We start from the raw sequence: 259 nt of genomic DNA, 5'->3' as shown, positions 1-259 counted from the left end.
CGTCGCCGAGTGCTCCGCCCCGGCCGAGCGGTTGTACCAGTCGGATCGCTGCTGCCAGCCGCGGGCGATCAAGGTCTGCGACACGTAGTTCGCGCAGTCACCACCGATCGGGTTCATGGTGCCGTACTCGGCGAGGTTGTAGTCCTTCCAGTGCGCCATCGCGTACTCGAGCTGCCGGTCGACGTCGGTCAGTGCCGCGTAGGCCAGGGTCGAGGTCGCGACCGCCGTCGAGGCGTCCGGGACGGGCGCGGTGGTCGGC

1 protein-coding gene is annotated in these 259 nt (G+C 69.9%); it reads right to left on the bottom strand.

Annotated features, from left to right (window positions below):
* Positions 1–259 (bottom strand): amidase domain-containing protein (locus ACCD03_RS25575; protein WP_413413289.1); only part of this gene is annotated, 259 nt, incomplete at both ends.

Origin of the sequence: Ralstonia sp. Ralssp135 (assembly GCF_047304345.1) — a bacterium.
GTDB classification, from domain to species: Bacteria; Pseudomonadota; Gammaproteobacteria; order Burkholderiales; family Burkholderiaceae; genus Ralstonia; species Ralstonia chuxiongensis.
This window is presented reverse-complemented; position numbering and strand designations above follow the sequence as displayed.